The sequence below is a fragment of the Kineosporia corallincola genome (genome assembly GCF_018499875.1).
Classification (GTDB): Bacteria; Actinomycetota; Actinomycetes; order Actinomycetales; family Kineosporiaceae; genus Kineosporia; species Kineosporia corallincola.
This window is the reverse complement of the sequence record NZ_JAHBAY010000018.1, coordinates 22,320-41,541: the sequence shown is the minus strand read 5'-3', so window position 1 is coordinate 41,541 and position 19,222 is coordinate 22,320. Positions and strand designations below refer to the sequence as shown.

The 19,222-nt window shown below is 72.0% G+C and carries 17 protein-coding genes; 13 read left to right on the top strand and 4 right to left on the bottom strand.

The features are described from left to right. Positions 1-95: 95 nt before the first annotated feature. Positions 96-3,470 (top strand): ribonuclease E/G, encoded by a 3,375-nt coding sequence (locus tag KIH74_RS39035; protein ID WP_214160099.1) that lies wholly within the window; start codon positions 96-98, stop codon positions 3,468-3,470. A 61-nt stretch (positions 3,471-3,531) separates the two neighbouring features. After that, entirely contained in the window at positions 3,532-5,304 is a 1,773-nt protein-coding gene (locus KIH74_RS31720; RefSeq protein ID WP_214160098.1) for a thioredoxin-like domain-containing protein, read from the top strand. A 20-nt stretch (positions 5,305-5,324) separates the two neighbouring features. Here the strand turns inward: KIH74_RS31720 and KIH74_RS31715 are convergent, their stop codons facing one another. The 3 genes from KIH74_RS31715 to KIH74_RS31705 all read right to left on the bottom strand — a co-directional run bounded on the left by KIH74_RS31715 (position 5,325) and on the right by KIH74_RS31705 (position 8,377). Continuing rightward, complete coding sequence (locus tag KIH74_RS31715; protein ID WP_214160097.1) at positions 5,325-6,311, bottom strand: GGDEF domain-containing protein; 987 nt, start codon at positions 6,309-6,311, stop codon at positions 5,325-5,327. Between the two features lie 112 nt (positions 6,312-6,423). Continuing rightward, positions 6,424-7,311 (bottom strand): oxidoreductase, encoded by an 888-nt coding sequence (locus KIH74_RS31710; protein WP_214160096.1) that lies wholly within the window; start codon positions 7,309-7,311, stop codon positions 6,424-6,426. Positions 7,312-7,333: 22 nt separating this feature from the next. Beyond that, on the bottom strand, positions 7,334-8,377 hold the full coding sequence (locus tag KIH74_RS31705) for a GGDEF domain-containing protein (RefSeq protein WP_214160095.1): 1,044 nt from the start codon (positions 8,375-8,377) through the stop codon (positions 7,334-7,336). A gap of 252 nt (positions 8,378-8,629) precedes the next feature. On the opposite strand from KIH74_RS31705, the gene rplU reads away from it, so the two are divergent. The 7 genes from rplU (at position 8,630) to KIH74_RS31670 (ending at position 15,035) form a co-directional block, all read left to right on the top strand. Beyond that, a complete protein-coding gene (rplU, locus tag KIH74_RS31700) occupies positions 8,630-8,938 on the top strand; it encodes a 50S ribosomal protein L21 (protein WP_214160094.1) in 309 nt (102 codons plus the stop codon). A 29-nt stretch (positions 8,939-8,967) separates the two neighbouring features. After that, positions 8,968-9,231, top strand: coding sequence for a 50S ribosomal protein L27 (gene rpmA, locus KIH74_RS31695; protein ID WP_214160093.1), 264 nt, complete (start codon positions 8,968-8,970; stop codon positions 9,229-9,231). Between the two features lie 289 nt (positions 9,232-9,520). Beyond that, entirely contained in the window at positions 9,521-11,047 is a 1,527-nt protein-coding gene (gene obgE, locus KIH74_RS31690) for a GTPase ObgE (protein ID WP_214160092.1), read from the top strand. 102 nt (positions 11,048-11,149) lie between these two features. Continuing rightward, positions 11,150-12,280 (top strand): glutamate 5-kinase, encoded by a 1,131-nt coding sequence (gene proB, locus KIH74_RS31685; protein WP_214160091.1) that lies wholly within the window; start codon positions 11,150-11,152, stop codon positions 12,278-12,280. Between the two features lie 158 nt (positions 12,281-12,438). Continuing rightward, positions 12,439-12,888 carry a DUF8830 family protein gene (locus KIH74_RS31680; RefSeq protein WP_214160090.1) on the top strand — a complete coding sequence of 150 codons (450 nt, stop codon included), beginning with the start codon at positions 12,439-12,441 and terminating at the stop codon, positions 12,886-12,888. 108 nt (positions 12,889-12,996) lie between these two features. Further along, positions 12,997-14,307: a glutamate-5-semialdehyde dehydrogenase gene (locus KIH74_RS31675; protein WP_308114054.1), complete on the top strand. Its 1,311-nt coding sequence runs from the start codon at positions 12,997-12,999 to the stop codon at positions 14,305-14,307. Positions 14,308-14,339: 32 nt separating this feature from the next. Further along, entirely contained in the window at positions 14,340-15,035 is a 696-nt protein-coding gene (locus tag KIH74_RS31670; protein WP_214160089.1) for a class I SAM-dependent methyltransferase, read from the top strand. Between the two features lie 40 nt (positions 15,036-15,075). On the opposite strand, the gene KIH74_RS31665 is transcribed toward KIH74_RS31670, so the two are convergent. Beyond that, the gene (locus KIH74_RS31665) at positions 15,076-16,068 is read right to left on the bottom strand and encodes a glycosyltransferase family 2 protein (RefSeq protein ID WP_214160088.1); all 993 of its coding nucleotides are present in this window, start codon (positions 16,066-16,068) and stop codon (positions 15,076-15,078) included. Between the two features lie 182 nt (positions 16,069-16,250). On the opposite strand from KIH74_RS31665, the gene KIH74_RS31660 reads away from it, so the two are divergent. Genes KIH74_RS31660 through KIH74_RS31645 form a run of 4 tightly spaced genes read left to right on the top strand, consistent with a single transcriptional unit; the run spans position 16,251 to position 18,031 of the window. Next, positions 16,251-16,412, top strand: a complete 162-nt coding sequence (locus KIH74_RS31660) for a hypothetical protein (RefSeq protein WP_214160087.1) — start codon at positions 16,251-16,253, stop codon at positions 16,410-16,412. Further along, positions 16,413-17,033 carry a nicotinate-nucleotide adenylyltransferase gene (gene nadD, locus KIH74_RS31655; protein WP_308114053.1) on the top strand — a complete coding sequence of 207 codons (621 nt, stop codon included), beginning with the start codon at positions 16,413-16,415 and terminating at the stop codon, positions 17,031-17,033. Positions 17,034-17,054: 21 nt separating this feature from the next. After that, complete coding sequence (rsfS, locus tag KIH74_RS31650; RefSeq protein WP_214160086.1) at positions 17,055-17,435, top strand: ribosome silencing factor; 381 nt, start codon at positions 17,055-17,057, stop codon at positions 17,433-17,435. Continuing rightward, complete coding sequence (locus tag KIH74_RS31645) at positions 17,432-18,031, top strand: histidine phosphatase family protein (protein WP_214160085.1); 600 nt, start codon at positions 17,432-17,434, stop codon at positions 18,029-18,031. The genes rsfS and KIH74_RS31645 overlap by 4 nt, the downstream gene beginning before the upstream one ends. Positions 18,032-19,222 lie beyond the last annotated feature (1,191 nt).

Here is a 19,222-nt window from a genome sequence, read left to right as displayed (position 1 = left end):
TTCCGCCGCGACCGGTTGGCGCGGCGACCCAGACGAGTGCCCCCGAGCGGCGCCGATGCGGTGTGATCGGCGCCCGGGGTGACGGGAGAACGCCCGTGGCGAGCAACGACGAGACACCCGAGGCGGCAGACAGAGAGGAACGCGGCGGCGAGGCAACCACCTCGCCGGTCGCAGTTCCCGACAGCGCCGCCCGGCCGGGCGGCGACACGCCGTCCAGCGATCCGGTTCCGGACTCGGGGGCGCGCACCGCGCCGCTCGGCAACCCCGAGGCCGCCGGTCGTCCGCAGGACCGGCCCGAGCCGGCCGCCCCCGAGAGCCCTGCCCCCTCACGTAGCGAGACCGGTTCGGTGTCTCTGGCGTCCGACGAGCCGATCGCGGTGCCCGACGGCGCTGCCGGTGGCGACGAGAACACCGCCGTCGTGCCCGACCCGGAGGCGCCGGCCACCACCACGCGCCGCCGCAGCACCCGGGCGCGCACCGCCAAGAAGGCCGCTGCCGCCGAGCAGGCTCCCACCGCCGACGCCGGTGAGCCGGCCGGCGACGAGGAGGCCCCGGCACCGGTCAAGCGGGCCCGCGCCACCCGCAAGCGCACGACCGCCAAGCGTGCGGCCGCCACGGTCGAGGTGGACGCGGTCGAGGGCGAGGCGAGCGAGAACGGCGCCGCCCGGGCCGAGACGGCCGCGGTGATCGAGAGCATCGCCGGCACCGAGAGTGCGCCCGCCGCGCCGGACGCCCTGTTCGAGGAGCCGGCCGCCCCGGCCAAGAAGACCACCCGCCGGCGCAGCACCCGCAAGGCCTCGGCCCCGGTGACCCGCCCGGCCGCGGACACCCTCGCGGTGCCCGGTGACGCCCCGGCCGGGGAGCCGGTCGCGGAGCCGGTCCCCGAGTCGGTTCCGGAGACGACGCCGGTCGCGGCAGTGGCAGGTACCCCGGCGCAGGATGCCCTGGCCGACCAGGCCCCGGTCACGCAGACATCGGCCGCTCAGGCCCCGGACGTCCAGGTCGGTCAGGCCCTGGACGCCGGAAGCCGGAACACCGACGGCCGGGCCGCCCGGACCCAGGCCGCCGAGGCCCCGGTCACCGACGCCGACTCCACCCAGCCGCAGGCCCAGACCCAGGCCCCGGCCGAGACCCGGCCGTCGCAGGGATCCCGGACCGCCGCGGTCCAGTCCCCGGTGGCCGAGCCGTTCGCCCCCCGCACGCGTCCCCGCACCCGGGCCCGCAGCGCCGCCGAGCGGGCCGCCGAGGCCGCGGCCGAGGAAGCCGCCCGCGCCGCCGCGCAGAACGCGCCGGGCGCCGAGTCCGCCGACACGCCGGCCGACGAGGCTCCGGCCCAGGCCTCGCCGACACGCCCGGGCATCATGCCGATCTTCCAGGCGCCGGAACCGGTCGCGCAGCGCCCGCGCCGCGCCGCCTCGCGCCCGGCCGGTCCGCCCAAGCACGTCGATCTCGCCGAGCAGGCGGAGCCGGACCAGACCGCAGCCGCACCCGCGACCGGCCCGGCCGCCGGCGAGAGCGAGGTCGAGGGCGTCGACGCCGGGCAGGCCGACACCCCCGACGAGACCACCGACCTGCTCGACGATGAGACCGACGAGACCACCGACGTCCTCGAAGAGACCGACGTCGAGGACGCCGAGGACGCCGAGGCGGACGAAGACACCGAGGACGCCGACGAGAACGAGGACGGTGACGACCAGGAGGAGTCCTCCGCGCCGCGCCGTCGTCGCCGCCGGGGTGGCCGGGGCCGTCGTGGCCGCAGCCGGGGCGACGCGTCCGACCAGGCCGAACCCGCCGCCGCGGCCGGCCCGGACGGCGCCGACGAGCCCGAGGCGGCCGCCGAGGAACCCGCCGCCGACGACGCGGGTGACGAGGACGAGGGGGAGGAGGCCGCCGAGTCCACCGGCAGCCGTCGCCGTCGTCGCCGTCGCCGCCGTGGTTCGGGCGGCACCGACGGTGAGGTCACCGTCGACGAGGGCACGACCGTCACCACCAAGGTGCGCGAGAGCCGTCGCGGCAGCAGCAGCGACGACGTCACCTCGGTGCGTGGGTCGACCCGTCTGGAGGCCAAGAAGCAGCGCCGCCGCGAGGGCCGGGAGGCCGGTCGCCGTCGCACGATCCTGACCGAGGCCGAGTTCCTGGCCCGGCGCGAGAGCGTCGAGCGCACGATGGTGGTGCGCGAGCGCGACGGCCGCACCCAGATCGGTGTGCTCGAAGACGGCGTGCTGGTCGAGCACTACGTGGCCCGCAAGACCCAGACGTCCACCGTCGGCAACGTCTACCTCGGCCGGGTGCAGAACGTGCTCCCGAGCATGGAGGCCGCGTTCGTCGACATCGGCAAGGGCCGCAACGCCGTGCTCTACGCCGGTGAGGTGAACTGGGACGCCGCCGGGCTGGAGGGCCAGCCGCGCCGGATCGAGCACGCCCTGAAGGCCGGCGACGCGGTGCTGGTGCAGGTCACCAAGGACCCGATCGGCCACAAGGGCGCCCGCCTGACCAGCCAGATCTCGATGCCCGGCCGCTATCTGGTGTACGTGCCGGACGGCTCGATGACCGGTATCAGCCGCAAGCTGCCCGACACCGAGCGCACCCGCCTGAAGAAGATCCTGCGCGAGGTCGTGCCGGACAACGCGGGCGTCATCGTGCGCACCGCGGCCGAGGGCGCGAGCGACGACGAGCTCGAGCGCGACGTGCAGCGGCTCCAGGCGCAGTGGGAGGACATCTCCGCGAAGGTGTCCGGCGCGAACGCCCCGGCCATGCTGTACGGCGAGCCGGACCTGGCGATCAAGGTCGTGCGTGACGTCTTCAACGAGGACTTCAACAAGCTGATCATCTCCGGCGACGAGGCCTGGGACACGCTGCGCGGGTACATCTCCCACGTCGCGCCCGACCTGGAGCAGCGGCTCCAGCACTGGGACGGCGACGGCGACGTGTTCGCCAAGTACCGCATCGACGAGCAGATCGCCAAGGGCCTCGACCGCAAGGTCTGGCTGCCCTCCGGCGGTTCGCTGGTCATCGACCGCACCGAGGCGATGACCGTCATCGACGTCAACACCGGCAAGTTCACCGGTGCCGGCGGCAACCTCGAAGAGACGGTCACGAAGAACAACCTCGAGGCGGCCGAGGAGGTCGTGCACCAGCTCCGGCTGCGCGACATCGGCGGCATCATCGTGGTCGACTTCATCGACATGGTGCTCGAGAGCAACCGTGACCTGGTGCTGCGCCGGCTGCTGGAGTGCCTGGGCCGCGACCGCACCCGGCACCAGGTGGCCGAGGTCACCTCGCTCGGCCTGGTGCAGATGACCCGCAAGCGGGTCGGGCAGGGGCTGCTCGAGGTGTTCAGCGAGACCTGCGAGCACTGCGGCGGCCGTGGGCTGATCATGCACGACGAGCCGGTCGAGAAGAAGCAGCAGGAGAACAACAACGGTGGCGGCGGTGGCGGCCGTAAGGGCCGCAACAACAACCATCACTAGTCCGTAGGAAGGGGCGAACCGTGCGCGAGATCATGCGCGGTTCGCCCCTTTTCGCGTCCTGATGCGGGTGCGTGCGCCCCGGCTGCGCGGCCGGGGCTGGCTGAACTCGCCCGGGCTGTCGTTGGAGGAGCTGCGCGGCCGGTTCGTGCTGCTCGACTTCTGGACGTCGGCCTGCGTCAACTGTGTGCACGTGATCGAGGAGCTGCGGCCGCTGGAGGAGCGGTATGCCGGTCTGCTCACCGTGATCGGGGTGCACTCGCCCAAGTTCCCGCACGAGGCAACGTCTTCCGCGGTGGCCGGGGCGGTGGAGCGTTACCGGGTGCGGCATCCGGTGCTCGACGACCCGGATCTGCTCACCTGGGACTCGTACGCGGTGAATGCCTGGCCCACGCTGGTTCTCGTGGATCCGCGCGGCTACGTGGTGGCGCAGGTGAGCGGCGAGGGACACGTGGCCGAGCTGGCCGGCCTGATCGACGAACTCCGGGTGCTGCACGCCGGTGAACTGCCTGAGGACGCCGGGGCGGGCGATGCGGTCACCCGGACGCGGCGGCCGGTCGCCCCGGGCGGGGCCGATCTGCGGTTCCCCGGTGGTCTTCTCGCGCTGCCGCCCGGCCCGGCCTCGCCGGACCACCGGATCCTGGTCTCCGACACCGGGAACCAGCGACTGCTGCTCACCCGGGGCGACTCGTCCACCGTGATCGGCTCGGGGGAGCGGGGTCTGGCCGACGGCCCGGCCTCGGCCGCCCGCTTCGCCGACCCCCTCGGCCTGGCCCTGCTGCCGCCGGAGGCCGCCGCCCGGGCCGGTTACGACGTGGTGATCGCCGACAGCGGCAACGACGCGCTGCGCGGCCTGCGCCTGCACGACCTGTCCACCGTCACCGTGGCCACCGGCATCTCCACCCCCGGCGACGTGGCCTGGTTCGACGGCCGGATCGTGGTTGCGGTGACCGGCCGGCACCAGCTCTGGGGTGTCGACCCGGTCACCGGCTCCACCCACGTCTACGCCGGCACCGGCAAGGAGGGGCTGGTCGACGGCCCGGCCGCGGGTGCCTGGTTCGCCCAGCCGTCCGGGCTGTCGGTGGGGGCCGGCGGGCTCTGGGTGGCGGATGCCGAGAGCTCGGCGCTGCGCCTGGTGTGGACGCCGGACGACGGTCCGGTTCAGGTCAGAACCGCGGTGGGCCAGGGACTTTTCGAGTTCGGCCGGGAGGACGGCGACGGCTGGGACGCCCGGCTCCAGCACCCGCTCGGCGTGCAGGTGCTGCCCGACGGCACGGTGGCGGTGGCCGACACCTTCAACGGCTCGGTCCGGCGCTACGACCCGGTCACCGACCAGGTCAGCACGCTGCACGAGAACCTGGGTGAGCCGTCGGCGCTGATCGTCGTCCACCATCAGATGCACGTGGCCGACGCGGCCCGGCACCAGGTGCACCGGCTCGGGCTGGAGACCGGCCCGGCCCCGGCGAACCCGGCGGTGCGGCTGCCGGTGCACGACGTGAACGGCGGAACGATCCGTCTGGACGTGGCTTTCAGCCCACCGCCGGGCGAGGAGGTGGACCTGCGCGAGGGCGACCAGACCTGGCTGGGCGTCACCGCGCACCCGCCCACCCTGCTGCGGGCCGGCGCCGGCGGCGGCAGCGGGCTGACCCGTGAGCTGACCTTCGACGACCGGATCTCCGGCGGCCGTACCGACGGCTGGCTGCTGGTGGAGGCCCGGGCCGCCTCGTGCGACGTGGACCAGGGGCCCGGTGCGGTGTGCTACCTGCACCGTCGCCGCTGGGAACTGCCGGTGCGGCTGATCCCCGGCACCGCAACGGTTCTGGAGCTCGTCCTCTAACGGCCCACCTAGCGGCCCACCTAGCGGCCCACCCGGTCCCGTCCGCCTCGTTTCGCGTCGTACAGCGACTCGTCGGCCGAGGCGTACAACCGGGTCAGGCCGCCGTCGCCGCCGGCCGGGGCATGGGCCACCCCGATGCTGACGCTGAGGGGCAGCAGCGTGCCGTCGGCCAGCGGCAGCGGGGTCCTGCGCACCGCCTCCACCAGTTGCTCGGCCCGCCGCACCGCCACGTCGTGCCCGCAGCCGGGCAGCAGCACGGCCAGCTCGTCACCGCCCAGCCGGCCGATCACGCAGTCCGGGCGGGTGTTCGCGGCGATCACCTCGGCCAGGTGCTTCAGCGCGTCGTCGCCCACCGGGTGGCCGTAGGTGTCGTTGATCGTCTTGAACTTGTCCACGTCGATGAGCATCAGCGCGGTGCCGACGGCGTGCTGGCCCGCGGTGATCGCGCCCTGCGCCGCCTCGTCCAGCACCCGCCGGGTGACCAGGCCGGTCAGCGTGTCCACACCGGCCAGGGCGGCCAGCCGCTCGGTGAGCCGGCGCCGGGCGGTGTTGCCGCGGGTCAGCACGATCGAGCAGATGGTCTGGGTGGTGGCCACGTAGGCGAGCACCCGGGCCGCGGAATCGCCCGGGGTGAGCGCGAACAGCACCACGGCGTCGTTGGCCACGGCCAGGCCGACCTGGGCGTACGACCCGGCCGGGCGCAGCACCGCGCCGCCGTAGATCACCGGCAGGGTGGACGTCAGCATGGCCGCGGCCCCGGCGTCCCGCTTGGCCAGGCTCATGCCGGTGAGCAGGAGCCCGCAGAGCATGGGCAGAAACAGGAACAGCAGGGCCGGAAGTCGCGTGCCGAACCGGAACAGCACCACCGGGAACCCGATCAGGAAGGCCGGGAACAGCACGCTCCAGACCTGCGCCGCCCCGGTGTAGCGGGTGATCGCCGCGTCGAACACCATCACGCAGCCTGCCGCGATCATCATGCCGATGGCGGCCTGGTTGGCCTCCGGCACGTCCCAGGGGCCGAGCCGGTTTCGCCACGTCTCCCGTGCATCCCGTCCTCGGCCTCGTCCGGTGCGATCACTCCCGCGATCACATCGGCCGGTCCGGGCGCGCACCTGACCCCTACGGGTAGCTGACTCCGGTGAGTTCCTCGGCCCGGGACCACAACTGGGCGGCCACCGTGGCGTCGTGCGACGCGCTGCTGGAGGACGCCGGTCCGGGCTGCCCGCGCATCTCACCCGGGCCGGTGGGCCCGTAGTAGCCGCCGGGCGCCACGTCGGTCGCGGTCGTGGCGTGGAGCAGGGGCAGCGCGCCGCGCTCGGCCGGGTGCCCGGCCAGCCGGGAACTGATCGTCAGCACGGTGTTCTGCACCCGCGAGCCGGTGTGCCGGGTGAGCTGGGTGGGGGAGATACCCGGGTGCGCCGCCAGGGACAACAGGGCTGAGCCGGTGGCCGCCAGCCGGCGCTGGAGCTCACGGGCGAACAGCAGGTCGGCCAGCTTGGACTGGGCGTAGGCACCCCAGCGGGCGTAGCGGCGGCGTTCCCAGTTCAGGTCGTCCAGGTCGATGCGGCCCCGGCGGTGCACCACGCTGGAGAGCGTGACCACCCGCTCGGTCAAACAGGGGAGCAACAGCCCGGTGAGCGCGAACGGCCCGAGGAAGTTGGTGCCCAGGTGCAGCTCGAAGCCGTCCGCCGTGGTGGCCTGCGGCACGGCCATCACCCCGGCGTTGTTGACCAGCACGTGCGCCGAGCCGACCTCTTCCTCGAAGGCGGCGGCGAAGGCCCGCACCGAGGTCAGGTCGGCCAGGTCGAGGCGCAGCACCCGCACGTCACCCGGCATGGCGGCGGCGGCCCGCGCGCCCTTGCCGACGTCGCGGCAGGCCAGCACCACCCGGGCGCCCCGGGCCGCGAGCCGGGTCGCGGCGACCGCCCCGATCCCGCTGTTCCCGCCGGTCACGACGATGACGCGGCCGTGCTGGTCGGGGAGCTGCTCGTCGTCGCTGCGGGCCACGACGCCACCCTAGAGCCAGCCCTCAGCCCGGCACCCCGACTCGGTCGCGACCGGCGCGTTTCGCTTCGTACAGCGAGGCGTCGGCGGCTGCGTAGAGGCCCGGCAGCTCACCGTTCTCGGACGGGGCGTGGGCCACCCCGATGCTCACGCTCAGCGGCAGCGTCTGCCCGTCGTCCAGCAGCAGGGGAGTGGCCCGCACCGCCGTCACCAGCTGCTGCGCCCGGCGCACCGCCACCTCGTACTCGCAGCCGGGCAGCAGCACCGCCAGCTCGTCGCCGCCGAGCCGGCCGATCACCGCGTCCGGCCGCATGTTCGCGGCCAGCACCGCCGCCAGGTGCTTCAGCGCCTCGTCGCCCACCGGATGGCCCCAGGTGTCGTTGATCGTCTTGAACTTGTCCACGTCGATGAGCAGCAGCGCGGTGCCCGCCGGGTGCTGGGCCGCGGTGATCGCGCCCTGCGCCGCCTCGTCCAGCACCCGCCGGGTGACCAGGCCGGTCAGCGTGTCCACGCCGGCCTGCTGCCGGAGCAGGTCGGTGAGCTGCCGGGTGGCGGTACCGCCCCGGGTGATCAGCACGCTGCACGCGCCGACCACCACGACCAGGTAGGCCATGCTGCGGAACGCCTCACGCGGCGGCAGCAGGGCGAAGGTGAGTACGGCGTCGCTGGCCAGGTTGTAGAGCAGAAGGAGGTAGCTGCCGGGCGCCCGCAGGATCGCGGCCCCGTAGAGGATCGGCAGGGTGGAGGCCAGCAGCGCGGGCGCCCCGGCGTCGTCCTTGGCGAAGCTCATCCCGGTCAGCACCACCGAGCAGATCAGCGGAATGACCAGGTAGGCGTCGGCGGGCAGCCGGGTGCCGAACCACACCAGCAGCACCGCGAAACCGGCCAGCAGCAGCGGGAACAGGTAGTTGTACACCTGGGCCGCACCGGCGTAGGGCGTGGTCAGGCCGTCCACCACCAGCAGCACGGCGGAGGCCAGCAGCATGCCGGTGCCCGCCCGGGCTGCCAGCGGCACCTCCCAGGCACCGCAGAGCAACGGCAGCCGTCGCCATCGGCCTCGCTCAGGCATGCCGTCCCCAGACCCGGTTCTTGAATCCGTCTCCGGTAGGGTTCGGCAGGAACGGCCTCTGACCTGACAGAATGGGCCGGGCGAGGCAATCGGGAGCGGGTCGGCGAGACGCTGGTTTGCTCCTTGGCCTCGCGATCCGTAATCTTTACTGCGGTGCGCCGCCTGGCATGAGATGTGCCTGCGTGAGCCCTCACCCTTCCGGGGTGTCGGGGAGAATCGCACCCCCTTGAACCGACCGGAGAGTGATTTCACGTGTACGCGATCGTCCGCGCTGGTGGCCGCCAGGAGAAGGTTGCCGTCGGCGACGTCCTCACTGTTGACAAGGTCGAGGGTGCGCCCGGCGACGCGGTGAACCTCGTCCCGCTGCTGCTGGTCGACGGCACCGATGTCACCAGTGCCGCCGATGCCCTCGCCAAGGTCAGCATCGCTGCCGAGATCGTCGAGGCCACCAAGGGCCCGAAGATCATCATCCAGAAGTACAAGAACAAGACCGGGTACAAGAAGCGCCAGGGCCACCGCCAGCCGCTGACGAAGATCAAGATCACCGGTATCTCCAAGTAATCGGCTGACCTCAGAAGGCAGGCAGAAACATGGCACACAAGAAGGGCGCAAGCTCCTCCCGTAACGGCCGCGACTCCAACGCTCAGCGTCTGGGTGTCAAGCGCTTCGGGGGCCAGCTGGTCAGCGCCGGCGAGATCATCATCCGCCAGCGTGGCACCCACTTCCACCCGGGCGAGAACGTCGGCCGTGGCAAGGACGACACGCTGTTCGCCCTCACCCCGGGCGCGGTGGAGTTCGGCCAGCGTCGTGGCCGTCGCATCATCAGCATCGTCAGCCCGGTCGGCGCCGAGTAAGGCTCCGCGCAGACACGAGCTGTTCGCGAAGGGCGGGCCGGATCTCCGGCTCGCCCTTCGCTGTGTTCCGGGAACCACCTTCCCGGCGCACCAATGTCCTCGAAAGCGGCACATCTAGCTGCCCGCAGGATGTCCCGAGCCCGCCCGACCGGTGGGTAGTACGACAACGTTGCACGGTCAGGAGTCACGCCGCGGGCCGAATTCCGCGGTGCGGCCGTCAGTTCGCGCTGGTACCCACGGACTGATCACCACTACGGGCGGGGTACCACCGAAGAGAGCAGAGGCTCAGATGGTCACCTTCGTCGACCGGGTGACGTTGCACGTCGCGGCGGGTAACGGCGGCCACGGATGCGCATCCGTGCACCGGGAGAAGTTCAAGCCCCTGGGCGGGCCGGACGGCGGCAACGGGGGCAAGGGCGGAGACGTCACCCTCGTCGTCGATCCGCAGACCACCACGTTGCTGGACTACCACCGGTCCCCGCACCGCAAGGCCACCAACGGCAAGCCCGGTGAGGGCGACCACCGCAACGGCGCCAACGGCGACGACATGGTGCTCAGCGTGCCCGACGGCACGATGATCAAGGACGCCGACGGCAACCTGATCGCCGACCTGGTCGGCAACGGCACCAGCTTCGTGATCGCCGAGGGCGGGCGCGGCGGCCTGGGCAACGCGGCGCTGGCCTCGGCCCGGCGCAAGGCACCCGGTTTCGCGCTGCTCGGCGAGCCCGGCTGGTACGGCGACATCACCCTCGAGCTGAAGACCGTGGCCGACATCGGCCTGATCGGTTTCCCCAGCGCCGGCAAGTCCAGCCTGATCGCCGCCGTCTCCGCGGCCCGGCCGAAGATCGCCGACTACCCGTTCACCACGCTGGTGCCCAACCTCGGCGTGGTCGAGGGCGGCGACGTGCGCTTCACCGTGGCCGACGTGCCCGGCCTGATCCCCGGCGCGAGCGAGGGCAAGGGCCTGGGCCTGGAGTTCCTGCGTCACGTGGAGCGCTGCGCCGCGCTGGTGCAGGTGCTCGACTGCGCCACCCTGGAACCCGGCCGTGACCCGCTCAGCGACCTCGACGTGATCGAGGCCGAGCTGGACGCCTACCCGGTCGAGCCCGGCACCAAGCCGCTGAAGGAACGGCCCCGGCTGGTCGTGCTGAACAAGGTCGACGTGCCCGAGGCCCGGGAGCTGGCCGAGATGGTCAAGCCCGACCTGGAGGCCCGCGGCCTGAAGGTCTTCATCGTGTCCACCATCGCCCACGAGGGTCTGCGCCAGCTCACCTTCGCGATGGCCGACCTGGTGGCGCAGGCTCGCGCCGAGGCCGCGGTGCCGGAGGCACCGCGCGTGGTGGTCCGGCCGGTCGCGGTGGCCGAGAAGGACGCCTTCGACGTGCGTCGCGAGAACAGCGCCGACGGCCCGTTCTACCGGGTGCGCGGCGTCAAGCCGGAGCGCTGGGTGCGGCAGACCGACTTCGCCAACGACGAGGCGGTCGGCTACCTGGCCGACCGGCTGGCCCGGCTCGGCGTCGAAGACGCCCTGGCCCAGGCCGGAGCCGTGGCCGGTGCCACGGTCGTCATCGGTGGCGATGACGGCGTGATCTTCGACTGGGAACCGACGCTGATCGCGGCGGCGACCGGCCCGGCCGCCCCGCGGGGTTCCGACGTGCGTCTGGAGACCGACACCCGGCCCACCCGCGCCGAGCGGCGCGAGCGGTACCAGGAGGGCATGGACGCCAAGGCCGAGGCCCGCGAGGAGCTCGCGCAGGAGCGTCGTGCCGGTCAGTGGACCGACCCGGCCGAGGCCGAGGAGCAGAACACGCCCTAGGCCCATCCACTCCGTGATCGTGCGCGGCCCGTCCCGGGCGGTTCGTGCATGATCACGGGGGGACAGGGTTCGCGGGCGAGAGCAGCTGAGGGTGACTACCGGATGGACGTCGAAGAGGGCCGGCAACGGCTGATCGCCGCACGGCGGATCGTGGTCAAGGTCGGCTCCTCGTCGCTGACCGAGGCGGGCGGCGGCATCGACCGCGACCGCATCGGTGAGCTGGTCGCGGCGCTGGCGGAACACAAGCTGGCCGGGCAGGAGATCGTGCTGGTCTCGTCCGGCGCGATCGCGGCCGGGCTGGCGCCGCTCACCCTGGCCCGGCGACCGCGCGACCTGGCCACCCAGCAGGCCGCCGCCAGTGTCGGGCAGGGGCTGCTGGTCGCGCACTACACGGCCGCCTTCGCCCGCCGCGACATCACCGTGGGCCAGGTGCTGCTGACCGCCGACGACGTGATCCGGCGCACCCACTACGCGAACGCCCGGCGCACCCTGTCCCGGTTGCTCGGGCTCGGCGTGCTGCCGGTGGTGAACGAGAACGACACGGTGGCCACCGACGAGATCCGGTTCGGCGACAACGACCGGCTGGCCGCGCTGGTGGCGCACCTGGTCCGCGCCGACGCGCTGGTGCTGCTGTCCGACGTGGACGCCCTCTACGACGGCCCGCCCAGCCGGCCCGGCGCCCGCCGGATCGAGATCGTGCGTGGCCCGGCCGATCTGGAGGGGGTGGAGATCGGCTCGGTCGGCAGCAACGTCGGCACCGGCGGCATGGTGACGAAGGTGGACGCCGCCCGGATCGCCACGGTGGCCGGCATCCCGACCCTGCTCACCTCCGCCGCCAACGCCGCGGCCGGTCTGGCCGGCAAGGACGTCGGCACCTGGTTCGAGGCCCGGGGCGGGCGCACCGCGAGCCGCCTGCTCTGGCTGCGGCACGCGGCCAAGGCGGTGGGCCGGCTGGTGCTCGACGAGGGGGCCGTGGCCGCGGTGGTGCAGCGCCGGATGTCGTTGCTGCCGGCCGGGGTGGTGAGGGTGGAGGGCCGCTTCGCCGCCGGTGACGCTGTCGACCTGGTCAACCCGGCGGGTGCCGCGGTCGCCCGGGGGCTGGTCAATTTCGACTCCGGTGAACTGCCGGCGCTGCTCGGGCGTTCCACCCGCGACCTGGCCGCCGAGCTCGGTCCGGACTACGCCCGGGAGATCGTCCACCGCGACGACATCGTGCTGCTGGGCCGGCGCTGAGAGGGCGAAAGGTCCGATAAATCACGGGCAGATCACCTGGCCCGGCGCCATCCGGTCACACGGCTCATACCGTCAGTAAGCTTGTGCTGATCCTACGAATTCAGCGGTTCGTGGCCGATTCCCAAGACGTGTGCGTCGGCATCTGCTCAACTAGAGGGGTGTCAATCGGATCACGTCACGACGTCCCCTCCGCGTCGTGCGTGCGGCGCGCGGCCCTCGAGCAGCAGCCGTACATCGCTCGCGCCGGCGACCCGGCCGAAGGTCGTGACCTGTGGTTCGTCACGGTCACGATCGGCGGAGCGGCGCTGGCCCTGAGGGGCGTGCGCGAGGCACTGGAACGCCTCAGTGTCGAGCGGGCTTTCGTCGTCAGCATTCGCTACGACCGCAATCGCGCCCAGGTGCGTTACTGGGACGAGTGCGACGACGCCGCCGAGGCCACCCGGCAGGCGCTGTCGTTGTGGGGCGACGACGAGGTGTTCGCCGAACTGCCCGGCTGGCGGGTGAGCGGCCTGGAGGTCGTCGACCTGACCACGGCCCAGCAGCAGTGGAACGCGGACGACCACCCCCGGGTGTACGCACTGGGAGAAATTGTCCCTTTCGACGACTGAGAAGTGGCTGAGAACCCGCTGGGCGAACGCTGTCCCGCGCGTGCCCTCTCATCGCTCCGGACGGCCAAGTGGTACGGGGACTTCTGTGCGGGCCATTAGAGTGGGCTGGTGAGCACGACAGTCGAGCAGGGAAGTGCGGTGTCCGGGTCGGACGCCGTCCGCGATGCCGTCCGGGAGGTGGCAGGCCGCGCCAAGCAGGCCGCCCGCGCCCTGGCCACCGCCCCGCGCGATCAGAAAGACGCCGCGCTGACGGCTCTCGCGCAGGCGCTGGTGGCGAACGCCGACCGCATCGTCGCCGCCAACACCGAAGACCTGGAGCGCGGTGCGCGCACCGGTCTCGCCCCGAACCTGGCCGATCGCCTGCGTCTCGACGAGGCCCGCATCGGCGGTATCGCCGACGCGGTGCGCGACATCGTCCGCCTGCCCGACCCGGTGGGTGAGGTGGTGCGCGGTTCCACGCTGCCGAACGGCCTCACCCTGCGCCAGGTCCGCGTGCCGATGGGCGTCATCGGCATGGTCTACGAGGCCCGTCCCAACGTCACCATCGATGCCGCGGCGCTGGCGCTGAAGAGCGGCAACGCGGCCGTGCTGCGCGGCGGTTCGGCGGCCGAGTCCACCAACACCGTGCTGGTCGGGCTGATCCGCGAGGCGCTGGAGAGCGCCGGGCTGCCGGCCGATGCCGTCGCCACCATCGACCCCTGGGGCCGGGAGGGTGTGCAGCACCTGATGCGGGCCCGCGGCCTGGTCGACCTGCTGGTGCCGCGCGGCGGCGCCGGGCTGATCAAGACGGTGGTCGAGAACTCGACCGTGCCGGTGATCGAGACCGGTACCGGCAACTGCCACGTCTACGTCGACGCCTCCGCCGACCAGGCGATGGCGCTCGAGGTCACGATGAACGCGAAGCTGCGGCGCACCAGCGTGTGCAACGCCGCCGAGACCCTGCTCGTGCACGCCGACGCGGCGCAGACGTTCCTGCCCGCCGTGCTGTCGGCGCTGGCGGGCCAGGAGGTCCGCATCCACGCCGACGCCCGGGCCCTCGAGATCGCCCGGCAAGCCGGCGTGAAGGCCGAGCCGGCCACCGAAGAAGACTGGTACACCGAGTACCTCGCCGCCGAGATCGCGGTCGGCGTGGTCGACAGCCTCGACGAGGCGATCGCGCACATCCGCACCTACTCCAGCGGTCACACCGAGGCGATCCTGACCTCCGACCTGCGGGCCGCCAACCGGTTCACCGCCGAGGTCGACTCCGCCGTGGTGGCGGTGAACGCGTCCACCGCCTTCACCGACGGTGCCCAGTTCGGGCTCGGTGCCGAGGTCGGCATCTCCACCCAGAAGCTCCATGCCCGCGGACCGATGGGTCTGGCCGAGCTGACGTCCACCAAGTGGATCGTCACCGGTGACGGCCAGACACGTCCGTAAACCACGAGACCTATTCCGGGAGAATTGATCGCATGGAGGCGACCGAGGTTCGCAAGCTCACCGAGCTGGAAGACCGGCACTGGTGGTATCGCGAGCGCCGGCACCTGCTCGCGAAGGCCGTCGCCGACCTGAAGCCGGGCCGGGCGCTCGACGTCGGCGCGGCGGGTGGCGGTAACACCCGCGTGCTCCAGTCACTGGGCTGGAACGCCGCCGCGCTGGAGTACGGCCCGACCGGCGCGGAAGTCTGTGCGCACCGCGGCATTCCGGTGCTGCGGGGCGACGCCACCGCGCTGCCGCTGGGCTCGGCCAGTCTCGACCTGGTGGTCGCGTTCGACGTGCTCGAGCACCTGGAGAACGACAAGGCCGCCGCTTCGGGCATTTTCGACGCGCTCAAGCCGGGAGGCATCTTCCTGGTGGCGGTTCCGTGTGACCCCAGGCTCTGGTCGGCGCACGACGACGCGGTCGGTCACGTGCGTCGCTACACCCGGCAGACGCTGTCGGACCTGTTGCAGGGCGCCGGTTTCGAGCTGGAACCGATGACCAGCTGGAACGTGCTGATGCGCCCGCTGGTCGGGCTGCGCCGCCGCAGCAGCACCGGCAGCGACCTGGACGACCCGCCGGCGCTGCTGAACAACGCGCTGCGCGCGGTGATCACGCTGGAGCGCTACCTGCCCGTCAAGCAGCTGCCCGGCGTCACACTGCTGGTGCGGGCGAAGCGCCCGGCCTGAAATTGAAGACGACGATGAGCTTGCGACGAGCTCATCGTCGTCACTGGTTCGACCGGTCAGCTTCGTCGGCCGAGTCGTAGGCGATGTGGTAGGTCGGCCTGCCCTGGAGCTGGGTGTAGAGCCGGCCCACGTACTCACCGAGCAGCCCCAGGCAGAGCAGCTGGATCGCGCCGACGGCCGCGACCACCACGAACGTGGAGGTCCAGCCGGGCAGCGTGTGGTCGGTGAGGAACGCGACCACGGCCAGGGCCAGCAGCAGCGCCGTCACCACCGCACCGCCCAGGCCGAACCAGGTGGCCAGGCGCAGCGGGGCGATGGAGAAGCCGGTGAGGCTGTCGACCGTGAGCCGGATCATCCGCGACAGCGGGTATTTCGTGGTGCCCGCGGCGCGCTCCTCACGGCGGTACTCCACCTGCGCGCTGGGGAATCCGAGGGCGGGGATCACCAGCCGCAGCACCCGGTTCTGCGCGGGCAGCCGGTTCACCGCGTCCACCGTGGCGCGCGACATCAGCCGGAAGTCGCCGGCGTCGGCGGGCACGTGATGACCGACCAGGCGCCGGATCATCCGGTAGTAGGCGTTGGCGGTGTGCCGCTTGAACAGGGAGTCGGTGGTGCGGTCGTTGCGCACCCCGTAGACCACGTCGGCGCTGCGCTCGCGGGCCGCGGTGAGCATGCCGGCGATGGTCTCCGGCGGGTCTTGCAGGTCGGCGTCGATGGTGGCCACCCAGGCGCCCCGGGCCCGCATCAGTCCGGCCGACAGCGCGGCCTGGTGACCGGCGTTGGCCCGCAGGCGCACCACGCGCAGCTGCGGCCAGTCCCGGCGGGCCTTCTCCAGCAGGGCGGGCGTGGTGTCGCGACTGCCGTCGTCGACCACCACCACCTCGTAGGACTGGCCCAGGTCGTCGAGCACGGGACGGAGGCGGTCGACGAACATGCCGATCACGGCCTCCTCGTCGAACATCGGCACGACCACGCTCAGCTGGGGCGGCGCGGTGGGGTCGGTGTCGACCGGCGGGTCGGCTGGAGGTCTCATCACCCGTCAGGGTAGTGGCCCGGCCGGGTGATGCGGAGCGCCCGTGGGGAGTGGGGAACCCGTCCGACACAGCTCCGGTCGAGGGGCCCGGCCGCACCTGTCGCGGCGGGGCATGGCAGACTCGGACTGCCCGGGACGATCACCCGGCACCGTTCACCTAGCTCGATGAGAGGTTCCCGCCGATGTCGGTCCCCGCCGCTCTGGTCACTGCTGCCGTCGAGGCCACCGAGGAGCACCACGAGCTGCCCCTGGACAACTGGGTCTACCCGGTGATCGCGGCCTCCGCGTTCTTCGTGCTCTTCCTGCTCACGTACGCGTTCCGCAACGTGAGCAACAAGCACTGAGTGAGCCTCACCAGCGTCGGTGACGCCGCCCCGCAGCGGCGGCGCATCGGTGTGATGGGTGGCACCTTCGACCCGGTGCACCACGGTCACCTGGTGGCCGCCTCCGAGGTCGGCAGTCGCTTCGCACTCGACGAGGTGCTGTTCGTGCCCACCGGCGAGCCCTGGCAGAAGACCGGCGACCACCAGGTCACCCCGGCCGAGCACCGGTATCTGATGACGGTCATCGCGACCGCCTCCAACCCCCGGTTCACGGTCAGCCGCGTCGACATCGACCGCGGTGGGCCCACCTACACCACCGACACGCTGCGCGACCTGTCCGCGTTGTACCCCGACGCCGACCTGTACTTCATCACCGGCGCCGACGCGCTCACGCAGATCCTGTCCTGGAAGCACCCGGACGAGTTGTTCGAGCTGGCCTACTTCATCGGCGTCACCCGGCCCGGGCACCGCCTCGACGGTTCCGGTCTGCCCGCCGACCGGATCAGCCTGCTGGAGGTGCCGGCCCTGGCCATCTCCTCCACCGACTGTCGCGAGCGCGTGGCCGGCGGCGACCCGGTCTGGTACCTGGTGCCCGACGGCGTGGTGCAGTACATCGGCAAGCACGGTCTTTACCGGGCCTGAGTTCGTGAGAGGCTCTGACGTGTGACTGCGTCAGATCGTGCCATCGAACTTGCCACCCTCGCCGCCCGGGCGGCGTCGGAGAAACTTGCCACCGACATCGTCGCCATCGACGTCAGTGACCACCTGGTGATCACCGACACCTTCCTGGTGGCCTCGGCGGGCAACGAACGCCAGGTGAAGTCCGTGGTCGACGCGGTCGAGGAAGAGCTGCACAAGGCGGGCGCCAAGCCGATCCGCCGGGAGGGGCAGCAGGAGGGCCGCTGGGTGCTGCTCGACTTCGGTGACGTCGTCGTGCACGTGCAGCACGAGGAAGAACGCACGTACTACTCGCTGGAGCGGCTCTGGAAGGACTGCCCGGTGATCGAGCTCCCCGAAGACCTGAAACCTCAGGACGACGAGTGAGCGCGAACCGCGTCATCCTGGTCCGGCACGGCCGCACCACCTGGAACGCCGACGCGCGCTTCCAGGGCCAGACCGACGTCCCTCTCGACGACGTGGGCGTCGGCCAGGCCCGGCGCACCGCCGACGCCCTGTACGAGCAGCTGGTGGGCACCCACGTGCGCATCGTGTCGTCCGACCTCTCCCGGGCCGCGCAGACCGCGCGGGCCCTGGCCACCCGTCTCGACCTGGAGCTGCACCTGGACGAGCGGCTGCGCGAGATGAGTTACGGCCGCTGGGAGGGCCGCACCCGCGACGAGATCATGCTGGCCTGGCCGGAGGAGTTCCAGACCTGGCGCGGCGGTGGCGACGTGCGGATCACCGGGGGCGAGTCCCGCTCCGAGGCCGCGGCCCGGGGCGCCAGCACGATCGTCGAGGCGGAGAAGGAGATGGACGGCGGCACGCTGGTCATCGTCTCGCACGGCGGCACGCTGCGCGGGGCCATCCTCTCGCTGCTCGACGCTCCTGGCCTGCCGGTCGAGGGACTGCGCAACGCGCACTGGGCCGAGCTCCAGAACACCGACCGGGGCTGGCGACTGAGCCGCTACAACGTCTGCTGACCGTCCATCCGGACGACACGACACGACAACCTGACTCGACGCCCCTGGCCATTGGCCTTGGGGCGTCTTTCGTTTTGCCGTGGGGCCGTGGGGCCGTGGGGCCGTGGGGCCGTGGGGCCGTGGGGCCGTGGGGCCGTGGGGCCGTGGGGCCGTGGGGCCGTGGGGCCGTGGGGCCGTGGGGCCGTGGGGCCGTGGGGCCGTGGGGTGGTGAGGGTGGTGAGGGTGGTGAGGGTGGTGAGGGTGGTGAGGGTGGTGAGGGTGGTGAGGGTGGTGGGGTGGTGAGGGTGGTGAGGCAGTGAGGGTGGTGAGGCAGTGAGGCGGTGAGGCATGAGGTGGTGAGGCCGTGGCGCGTTGGGGGCGTAGGGCGGTGGGGTGTGGTGCGTGGAACGTGAGGTGTGGACGCGAGGTGCGCGGCACCGGGCATGGGCGTGCGGCGCGAGATGTGGTGCAGGGGGCATGAAACCGTGGCCGGGGTGTCGCGCCAGGGCACAAAGACCGTCCCTCGGCCCCCGCCGGGGAGCGGACGGCATCCGCGGGCCGTGACCTGTGGGCATCAAACATCCGTGAAGGACTTGGACGGCATCACCCATCGTGAGGTGGCCCTCCGACAGGGGTTTCGGTGGGCGCAACGGGGTGCGGTCCCCGGTCGGCCTGCTGCCCGGCCTCCCGGCAACCGTGGGGGAGGGGGCGCCTCGCCGGTCTCGGCCCGCCCACCTGCGCACATGCCCGCGCGGCAGGTCGCCGTCACCCGTTCGGACGCGTCGCGGCGCCTCGTCGTCCACTGTCTGAAACGATTCAACCCACGGTAAATCGAGATTCCTTGGACGTCTGCCGAGAATACTTTCGGCCCTGAGCGGCGTGACCTTGTTCCCACGGAAATTCTTTCCTGAGTCCCATATTAGACAGGCCTGAAGCCTTTCTTTCGTCACACGGAGTCAATTCCGCGGCCCTTCCGGTTTCTGGACTGTGATTGAAACGTTCCATTAGCATTGCAGCAGTTCAGCCCGCCGCAACGGAGCGCAGCAATGGCCATCGGAAATCCCGCAGAACCGATCGGGGCACCGCATCGACGGGGCCCGCCAGCGAAATCGCCTATCTGGCGATAACTGGTTCCTATCAAGCATTCTCAGGTCAGGGGTAGCCCGCTCCTGTCCAGTCTCCCCACCACATCCACCATCCTGAGGGACCGCC